The sequence below is a fragment of the Halolamina sp. genome (genome assembly GCF_036626355.1).
In the GTDB taxonomy this organism is placed as follows: domain Archaea; phylum Halobacteriota; class Halobacteria; order Halobacteriales; family Haloferacaceae; genus Halolamina.
In genome coordinates this window covers 1-7,456 of the sequence record NZ_JAZKRY010000116.1, presented here as the reverse complement: position 1 = coordinate 7,456, position 7,456 = coordinate 1, and the positions used below count along the sequence as shown (strand labels likewise).

Annotated in this window: 9 protein-coding genes; 3 read left to right on the top strand and 6 right to left on the bottom strand. The window is 67.1% G+C overall.

Annotated features, from left to right (window positions below; genetic code table 11):
- Window positions 1-65: 65 nt before the first annotated feature.
- Entirely contained in the window at window positions 66-1,025 is a 960-nt protein-coding gene (locus tag V5A38_RS13940; protein WP_332326372.1) for a TatD family hydrolase, read from the bottom strand.
- A 95-nt stretch (window positions 1,026-1,120) separates the two neighbouring features.
- Here V5A38_RS13940 and V5A38_RS13935 point away from each other — a divergent pair, with 95 nt between their 5' ends.
- Both V5A38_RS13935 and V5A38_RS13930 read left to right on the top strand, forming a co-directional pair.
- The gene (locus V5A38_RS13935; protein WP_332326371.1) at window positions 1,121-1,771 is read left to right on the top strand and encodes a metal-dependent hydrolase; all 651 of its coding nucleotides are present in this window, start codon (window positions 1,121-1,123) and stop codon (window positions 1,769-1,771) included.
- 12 nt (window positions 1,772-1,783) lie between these two features.
- A complete protein-coding gene (locus tag V5A38_RS13930) occupies window positions 1,784-2,302 on the top strand; it encodes an N-acetyltransferase (protein ID WP_332326370.1) in 519 nt (172 codons plus the stop codon).
- A gap of 17 nt (window positions 2,303-2,319) precedes the next feature.
- Here the strand turns inward: V5A38_RS13930 and V5A38_RS13925 are convergent, their stop codons facing one another.
- The 3 genes from V5A38_RS13925 to V5A38_RS13915 all read right to left on the bottom strand — a co-directional run bounded on the left by V5A38_RS13925 (window position 2,320) and on the right by V5A38_RS13915 (window position 4,109).
- Window positions 2,320-2,967: a GNAT family N-acetyltransferase gene (locus V5A38_RS13925; protein ID WP_332326369.1), complete on the bottom strand. Its 648-nt coding sequence runs from the start codon at window positions 2,965-2,967 to the stop codon at window positions 2,320-2,322.
- Window positions 2,964-3,611 carry a GNAT family protein gene (locus V5A38_RS13920; protein WP_332326368.1) on the bottom strand — a complete coding sequence of 216 codons (648 nt, stop codon included), beginning with the start codon at window positions 3,609-3,611 and terminating at the stop codon, window positions 2,964-2,966. Before V5A38_RS13920 ends, V5A38_RS13925 begins: the two co-directional genes overlap by 4 nt.
- A 123-nt stretch (window positions 3,612-3,734) precedes the next feature.
- Entirely contained in the window at window positions 3,735-4,109 is a 375-nt protein-coding gene (locus V5A38_RS13915; protein ID WP_332326367.1) for a hypothetical protein, read from the bottom strand.
- A gap of 259 nt (window positions 4,110-4,368) precedes the next feature.
- Here V5A38_RS13915 and V5A38_RS13910 point away from each other — a divergent pair, with 259 nt between their 5' ends.
- On the top strand, window positions 4,369-5,835 hold the full coding sequence (locus tag V5A38_RS13910; protein WP_332326366.1) for a replication factor C large subunit: 1,467 nt from the start codon (window positions 4,369-4,371) through the stop codon (window positions 5,833-5,835).
- 343 nt (window positions 5,836-6,178) lie between these two features.
- Here the strand turns inward: V5A38_RS13910 and V5A38_RS13905 are convergent, their stop codons facing one another.
- Both V5A38_RS13905 and V5A38_RS13900 read right to left on the bottom strand, forming a co-directional pair.
- Window positions 6,179-6,349, bottom strand: a complete 171-nt coding sequence (locus V5A38_RS13905) for a hypothetical protein (RefSeq protein ID WP_332326365.1) — start codon at window positions 6,347-6,349, stop codon at window positions 6,179-6,181.
- Between the two features lie 72 nt (window positions 6,350-6,421).
- Window positions 6,422-7,264 carry a COX15/CtaA family protein gene (locus V5A38_RS13900; RefSeq protein ID WP_332326364.1) on the bottom strand — a complete coding sequence of 281 codons (843 nt, stop codon included), beginning with the start codon at window positions 7,262-7,264 and terminating at the stop codon, window positions 6,422-6,424.
- Window positions 7,265-7,456: the final 192 nt, after the last annotated feature.

Sequence of the window (7,456 nt, the reverse complement as noted above, 5' to 3'; positions counted from 1 at the left end):
TCACCGACACGGATGGTCACGGCGGGACAGACTCGCAGTAATCACTATGAAACGCGCAGCGCGGGTTATTCGGTGGAGTCAAGCGTGCTCACGGTGTCGATGCCGTACACCAGCCTGGGCGTCTCGACGTGCGCGCGGTGGACGGCGTCGTCGTGGCCCTCCGCCAGCAGCCAGCGAACTCGCCGCGGCACAGTTTTCGGTCCGAGCACCGCGCCCGGCCGGTCGGGGTCGTCGACGTAGTCGGTCTCCATCAGGAACGGCTCGTCCGCCTCGACGGCCCGCTCCAGGCGCGCTTTCTCGCTCATCACGCTCGGCGTCGGCCCAACGAGCGTCCCACCGGCGTAATGCTTCACGACGCGCTCGCTCGGTAGCCCGCGGGCCTCGGCCCACTCGGCGATTTCAGTCAGATGGTCGGCCCCCTCGGTGTGGAGTTGGACCGCACAGTCGTGTTCGGCGCCGAGTGCGAGCCCGTGTTTCAGCACCGCGTTCGAGGCGTCCCACACCGCGTCGCTCACCTCGTAGTGGGGGCGTCCGGTTTTCAGGGCCAGCGCGCGCCCGCCGGCCCCCTCGGATGGCGGCGACGTTCGGCCGCCATCGGCCCCTTCGGATGGCGGCGACGTTCGGCCGCCATCGGCCCCCTCGGATGGCGGCGACGTTCGGCCGCCATCGGTGACGTACTCCGCGGCGATATCGAGGCCGGCACGCATCAGCTCCGCGGCCTCCTCGGGGCTGTGGCCGTCGTCGACCAGTTGGCTCACGAGCCCGGGGTGGACGCCGAGAACAGCCCACGCGCGACCGGGAAGGAGTTCGGTCGCGTCGGCGACGGCGTCGAGCGTCGCCTGGAAGGCCCGGTGGAACTCGTCGGGGTCACTGGGAACCGGGCCGAGATGCCAGGATGGTTTGTTGACGACGAGGAGATGGGTGCCGCCGAGGTGGGCGAAATCCCGGACTGCGTCCATCCCGCGCGCGTGCTCCGGGTCGAGATGGAGATGGTTGTCGAGCACGGGCGTGTCGAGTTCGTCCATACCCGATGCAGCGGGTCTCTGGCCCTTGAAAGCTGTCTTCGGGCGGCAGGTCGACCGACACAAACGCTTTGCCGTCCCAGCGCCCACCCCCAGCTGTGCCCTCGACGCTCGTTCACGTCGCAATCGGCGGCCTGGTCGGCGCCGCCTTGCTCGGCGACCGCTTCACCCCCAGAGCCATCGCCGTCGTGCTCGTCGCCGCCGCGATTCCCGACCTCGATTCCGTTCTCACAACGTTCGTCGGCGGCGCCCATCGCTCGGCGCTTCACACGCTCCTCCTCCCGACGGTACTCGCGGCGGGGCTCTACTGGGACAACCAGGTTTCCGACCGCTCGTGGCTCGGCGAGCGGTTCGGCCCCGACGCGGGCTACGTCGCCGCTGTCGCCGTCGTGGGCCTGGCCGCCGGCGGCATCCTCCCGGATCTGTTCACCAACGGCGTCAACGCGTTCTGGCCGCTCCACGATCAGTTCTACACGGTCAACGGGGAGCTCCTGCTCTCGGACCAGCGGGGGATCGTCCAGACGTTCGTCGACCTCTCGCCGGAGAAACCAGCGAGCACGACCGACAACACCCGGTACAGCACCGGCGCCGACCCGAAACCGTGGACGGAGCAGGAGGGGCCGGTCGAGCGCACGTTCCCGGTGGTGACCGCGGGCTGGCAGCTGATGGTGGTACTGCTCTCGACGGTCTCCGTCGGCGTCCGGACGTGGCAGGTCCGCCGGAGCGACAGCCTCAACAGCCGGCGGTGACTCACCGCCGGTATGGAGATACGTCCCTACGAACCGCCTGACGAAGCGGGTCTCTGGCAGCGAAAACGTGACTTCGAACTCGGGCTCGGGTCGGGTACCGGCGGCGAAAAGAAGGAGACGAAGTACGAGGGGAAACTCGACGAACAGTACCGCGAGGCGTGGCTCGAGTGGGTCGAGCGCTGTGTCGGGGCGGACGAGCGCTGCGTCACAGTGGCCGTCGACGAAACCGCTACCGAGGACCCGTCTGCTGGACCGGCGGATGCGGTCGCCGGCTACGTGTTCGTCCTCCCTGAGTCCCACCGGTTCATCTGGGACGCCGCCGTGCTGAACGAACTCTACCTCTCGCCTGCCTACCGCGGGACCGGCGTCGCCGACGACCTGATCGACGCGGCGGTCGCCTTCGCGCGTGACCAGGAGCTCCCGCTGGAGCGGTTCGTGCTCGACGTGGACAGGGAGAACGACCGCGCGAAGGCGTTCTACGAGCGCCATGGCTTCGAGCACTGGGGCGAGATGGTCGCCCGCGAACTCTGAGCACGGGTTGGGAGCGGTCAGTCGTGAAACTGAACTGCCGTCAGTGTCCCGTCGGCCTTGGCCCACTCCCGCTGGCTGACCGAGTAGTTGCACACGTGGTGGACGGTTCCCCCCTCGTCGGTGACGAAGTTCCGGAACGTCCCCTCACAGCGCCCGCCGTGGCGCCGGATGTACTTCGTGATGGCGCGTTTGGAGTTCTCGTTATCGGGCAAGTGGGCGACTGAGACGCTGTCGAGGTCCAGCCGCGCGAACGCGAGTTCGAGCAACGCGTCCGCCCGCTCACCGGAGTACCCACGTCCCCAGAACGGTTTCCGGAGCCAGATGCCGAGCCCACCGCGTTGACAATCCCAGTTGACGCTCAACCCGGTCGTGCCAGCGAACTCGCCGCCTGCTTCAGCCGCCCGAACGACATACATGGACCCCTCCGCGTCCTCGACGTGGCCCAGTGCCCGGTCCAGTGTTTCCGCGACACCCTTGGGGTGGCTGTAGGGTCCCCACGTGACGTACTCCGTTGTCTCCTCGATGTTCGGCGCACCCTGTCGCCAGTGTTCGTACATCTCCAGGGCAGTCGGCGAAGCGGGGTCGACCCGCTCCAGTCGAAGCCGGTCTGTCTCGATTGTTTCGGGGAACAGCGCGTCGCAGTCGGGTGGTCGGTCATCGCTCATGGCCACGGCTCGCCGTCGACATCGCGGAACGTCACTTCGTGGTCCGGGTCGGCCTCCCGGTACTCCGCCTGGCTGACGGTGTAGCGCACCCCGTCGACGCCGCCGCCGTTGTCGATGCTTTCGAGGCCGACGTTGCGTAGCACCCCCTCCCGCCGACCGCCCATCCGGTCGATATACCTCTCGATGGCGCGTTCGGAGTTCTCGTTATCCACGTGGTGACGGACCGTGAGGATCTCGAAATCCAGAGCCTCTAACGCGAGCTCGGCCAGGGCCAGTGCGCGCTCGCCGGAGTAGCCCCGGCCCCAGAACGGTTTCCGGAACCAGCAGCCGAGTTCGGCGGCGTCTCTCTCCCAGTCCAAATCCACGCCGGTGAACCCCGCGATCTCGCCCGCGCCATGTTCGCCCTGCTTCGGACGGACGACGAACTCCGCGGCCTCGTGGTCCTCCCGCATCTCCACGCCGCGTTCGAGGAACGCGAGGGTCTCCTTCGGGTGTTTGTGCGGGCTCCAGGGCACGTGTTCGGTCACCTCGTCGATGTTCGGCGCACCCTCCTTGCAGTGTTCGTAGGCCGCGAGCGGGTCGACGTACTCCGGCGTCCGGGGCTCGAGTCTGAGCCGCTCAGTTTCGACGATCTCCGGCAGCATGGCTGGACGGTTGTCGTCCGGCTGAAAAAGGCTATCTCGGGTATGCGCCCCGCTCTCACGGATTCAGCCGTCGCGCTCGGTATCGTCGGTGACCCCGAGGATGTCGTCGGCGTCCTGCTCATTTCAGCCGACGAACGTCTCGTAGTTGGGTGGTTTGCCGGTCCAGTCGGTGAAGTTCTCGTCGGCCTTCTGGCGGCCGATGCCGTCGGCGAAGTAGCCGATGACGATGAAGCCGACCCAGTTCAGGAGAAAGTAGCCGACAGCCGGGGAGAGCTGCGGTGGCTCGAATGCGAACCCGCACTTAGCCGTAATCCCCAGTATCTCGATAGCGTGGAGCCAGAGCCCGAGGACGCCGAAGGCGCAACAAAGCCCAGACAGCCGAAATGCTGGGCGGTGTGGTGGATAGTGTGGACTGCCGGCGTGTTGCCCGGGCGGAGCCACCGCTCCCCGGAGCCGCTCGTCCTGCTCGCGCATCGTCTTGACGTGGAGCTCCGACACGTCGTCGCCGGGCGAGGGGGGTTCGCTGAGGGCATCTTGGCGTGGCCCGACATCGCTGGCTTGGCCGGCTGTTAGCTCGCCACCGCCGTGGTCGGCTCACCGACTCCGGCAGTCGACTCGCTGCTCCCGTCCGCGTCGGGCGGTGTTCGGTCGTCAGTGAGGGCCGGACCGTCGAGTCGTTCTGAAAAAACCCCGGGAAGCGGCGGAACCCATCCGGTGCTCCGCAACCACTAAACGCGCCACACCCCTCCCTTCGATAATGGCTGACTGGACCGAATCCTACCGCCCCTCGACGCTCTCGGAGGTGCGGGGGAACAACAAAGCCCGCGACGCCTTCGAGGAGTGGGGGAAGACGTGGGACGACCACGGGGAGGCGGTCATTCTCTACGGCAGCCCCGGTGTGGGTAAGACGTCCGCGGCTCACGCGCTCGCGGCAGATATGGGCTGGAAGACGGTCGAACTCAACGCCTCAGACCAGCGAACCGCCGACGCGATCGAGCGGTTTGCCGGCCGTGCCGCGCGCAACACCACCCTCGGCGGGAGTGAGGAGGGCGTCTCGGGGCGCCAGCTCGTCATCGTCGACGAGGCCGACAACATCCACGGCAACTACGACCGTGGGGGCGCACAGGCCGTGACGAGCCTCGTGAAGGGGGCGAACCAGCCTATCGTGCTCATCGCCAACGAGTTCTACGAGATGAGCCGCGGGCTGCGCAACGCCTGTCAGGACATCGAGTTCCGCGACGTCTCGGCGCGTTCGATCGTCCCGGTGCTCCGGGATATCTGCCGAAAGGAGGAAATCGAGTTCGACGCCGACGCGCTCCAGCGCATCGCTGACGCCAACAGCGGCGATCTCCGGGGTGCAGTGAAGGACCTCCAGGCGACCGCCGAGGGAAAGGAGAAACTCACTGTCGATGACGTCGTGATGGGTGCCCGTGATACGACGGTCGGCATCTTCACCGTCCTGGACGCGATCCTGAAAGAGAAATCCGCACAGGAGGCGCTCTACACCGCCTACGACGCCGACGAGACGCCCGACGACCTGACGGCGTGGGTCGAGGACAAGGTGATGAAGGTCTACGACCCCGGGGAGACCGTCCGGGCCTACGAGTTCCTCGCCAACGCCGACCGCTGGCTGGGCCGCGTACTCGCCACGCAGAACTACTCCTACTGGCGCTACGTCACCGACAACGTCGCCGCCGGCGTCGCCGCTTCCCACGACGAAACCCGCGGCGGCTGGACACAGTACGGCGGTCGCCCGCAGATGTGGCCCTCCTCGGACGCCACTATCGACGAAATCTGTCGAAAGGTCGCCGACGCGGAGGGCACGAGTATCGAGACCGCTCGCCGGGAGATCCTGCCGTTCCTCTCGGCGGCCATCCACCACTGTAAACCGCGCGAACTGGCCGTCGCCGTCACCGCCTACTTCCAGTTCGACGAGTCGGCGCTTTCAGCCGTCTCCGGGAGCGGTGAGTCCACGAACAAGGTCCAGGGTATCGTCGAGGACGCCGAAGAACTCCGGGAAGACGCGCTCGAAGCGCACGCTGGCGGCGCGTTTGCGGGGGCCCCACGCGAGACGAGCGGTGATGACGACGGCGACGACCCGGAGGAGTCCCCGGATGCGGGTGAGTCCGAGCCACAGGCCGCCGCGGCTGACGACGACGATGGTGCTGATGTCGACGAGGAGAGCACTGACGACTCCCAGGCGGGGCTCTCGGACTTCGTCTGACAGGTTCCGACGCGGGGGTCGTTACTACGCTGCATCCGGATCGAGAATCGAGCACGCTTGTGGTTTCGACTCCCTGAGCGAGCGTGAGGTTACGCTGACTTACGGAACCGATGGGGTGTGTCCCGGCTCTCGCCAACGACCAATTCGGCATCGGTCCCAACTGTCGGGGCCGCACTGCTTTGGCTATCCCGATCCGCACTGCCGTCGATAATTTTCCTCGTCGACGGCCCGGACCTGTTGCTCGTGCGTGCCACCGGCACTGGCGCTACTGACCGAAAGTCTCCCGTTCGGCTGGCCAATCGCGAGCTGAACACGAACGCCGGGCTCTCCCCCTGCTGTGCGGTTAGTCGACAGTTGTCGCCTCGGCGGTGATTCCGCCATCGTCGATTCGCAGTCGAACGGTGACGGTCACCGCCTGCTGGCGTCGGTCCTCGAGATACAGGCCACCCGGGACGACGTTCGTCCGGAGCGAGCGCCCACAGCCCGCGAGAACCAGTGGGAGCGCAGCGAGCACCGTACGGCGAGACCGCTGTATGAGCAGGCCGTCGCGAGGGCGGGGCAAGAGGGTTGCGGGCGAGTCGGCGGCTCAGGCTATCACCGAGCGACCGTCCCGTGGCGCCGTGTGGGCCGCGTACGCGACGGCGACGACAGCCACGAACGCGACGGCGTAGAGCAACCAGTTCACCAGATGGACGGTCCAGGTGTAGGGCAGCAGGTCCCGGCCCAGCAGCGTCACGAAAAACACCGACCCCAGTGCGACGCCAAGCGCCGGGCGGTAGCGCGCGACAGCCGTCATCGGGAGCCAGACTGTCGCGGCGACGAGAGTGGCGAACATCGCCAGCGCAGTGAGGGCGAACAGCGCCTGGGCCCCCTCGGTGTAGTCAACAAGCGGCGATACCCGGCCGATGACGGCGTTGACCGGAAGGAGCACGAGAACCGCCAGCAGCGCGATGCGACTGCGTTCCATGGCTGAACGGCGGTAGTGCCCTCGCATCGCCGAGAGCGTCACGAGCGTCAGCGAGGTGAAGATGCCGAGTGCGACCAGCAGGTGGGCTGCCTGCGTTGGGACCGAGTAGCCGCCCGGAATCGCGCCGTTCAGCGTCACCGTCACTGCACCCAGCGAGATCTGGAGCGGGAGTAGCACCAGTGCGGCAGTCGCGAACAGCGACGTCCGGCGGGACTGATCGCCGACCCATGCGGCGCCGACGACGCCGATGATGACGAACCCGGTCACCATCGCCACCAGGCGGTGGAACCATTCGATGAAACTCGGGAGTGTCTGTGGGAGGAGTCCGTTGTCACAGAGCGGCCACTGCTGGGAGCAGGCCAGCCCCGCGCCGGTCGCCGCGGTGTAGACACCCAGCGCGACGAGCGTCCCTGTGAGAGCGGTGGCAAACAGCGCGAACTGTCTGTAACTGGGGCGCTTCATTGGCCAACTTTGGAGCGCGCGAGCACTTGTGAGTTCCGTTGGCGGGCCGAAACCCCTGGCCGGTTCGGTGAGAGCATACGTCGAACCCGTTCGTCAGCGGGGTAGCTCTCTCGCCGAACGTGTTCTTCAGTGCGTACAGCGCGGTCTCCGGGGTGTTGGAACTACACCTCGGAAGCGGTCTCCGGGGTGTTG